The 1094-nt window shown below is 45.6% G+C and carries 1 protein-coding gene; it reads right to left on the bottom strand.

Annotated elements, in window-relative coordinates; genetic code table 11:
- Positions 1 to 98: 98 nt before the first annotated feature.
- Positions 99 to 1028: an electron transfer flavoprotein subunit alpha/FixB family protein gene (locus A3735_RS26920; protein ID WP_068508383.1), complete on the bottom strand. Its 930-nt coding sequence runs from the start codon at positions 1026 to 1028 to the stop codon at positions 99 to 101.
- Positions 1029 to 1094: the final 66 nt, after the last annotated feature.

The following is a 1094-nucleotide window of genomic DNA, read 5'->3' on the forward strand; positions in this document are numbered from 1 at the left end:
TTACGAACTTGACACCTTACGAAGCAAAGCCTGATTAATAGTCAGGCACAAAAAAACCGATACACTTTCATGTATCGGTTTTTAGAACTTAGCTTTGCTTAAAGTGCAGCGTCCAATTCTGGAACAGCTTCAAACAAATCAGCAACCAAACCGTAATCAGCAACCTGGAAGATAGGAGCATCTTCGTCTTTGTTGATTGCAACGATTACTTTACTGCCTGACATACCTGCCAAGTGCTGGATAGCACCCGAGATACCAACAGCGATGTAAAGGTTAGGTGCAACAATCTTACCTGTTTGACCAACCTGCATATCGTTAGGTACGAAGCCAGCATCAACAGCGGCACGTGATGCACCTACAGCAGCGCCTAGCTTGTCAGCAACAGACTCAAGAATCTTGAAGTTGTCGCCATTTTGCATACCACGGCCACCAGAAATCACGATGTCAGCAGCAGTCAACTCTGGACGATCAGACTTAGCCATTTCTTCACCAACGAAGGTAGAGATGCCAGCATCCTGAACGTTATCAATAGCTTCAACAGCAGCAGAACCACCTTCAGCAGCAACAGGATCAAACGCAGTACCACGAACAGTGATTACTTTGATGCCGTCAGAAGACTGAACAGTAGCGATCGCATTACCTGCATAGATAGGACGAACGAAAGTATCAGCTGATTCAACTTTGATGATGTCAGAGATTTGCGCCACATCCAACAAAGCAGCTACACGTGGAAGGAAGTCCTTACCCGTAGTGCCCGCAGAAGTAACGATGTGAGAATAACCTTTACCAAGATCAGCAACTAGTAGAGATAAGTTCTCAGCTAGAGAGTGACCGTAGGCTGCATTATCTGCAACCAATACTTTAGCAACACCTTCAGCTTTAGCAGCTGCTTCAGCCGCCGCACCACAACCTTCGCCTGCAACTAGCACGTCGATGTCACCACCGATCGCTTTTGCTGCACTCAAAACGTTTAGGGTAACTGGCTTGATGCTACCGTTATCATGATCTGCAATTACTAGTATACTCATGTTAGATCACCTTCGCTTCAGTCTTAAGTTTGTCAACCAATTCAGCAACATCGGCAACTTTAATAC

The organism is Oleiphilus sp. HI0061 (assembly GCF_001635675.1).

Excerpts from the sequence above, each read along its gene's own strand:
- A3735_RS26920 (WP_068508383.1), bottom strand. The coding sequence starts at position 1,028 with ATGAGTATACTAGTAATTGCAGATCATGATAACGGTAGCATCAAGCCA.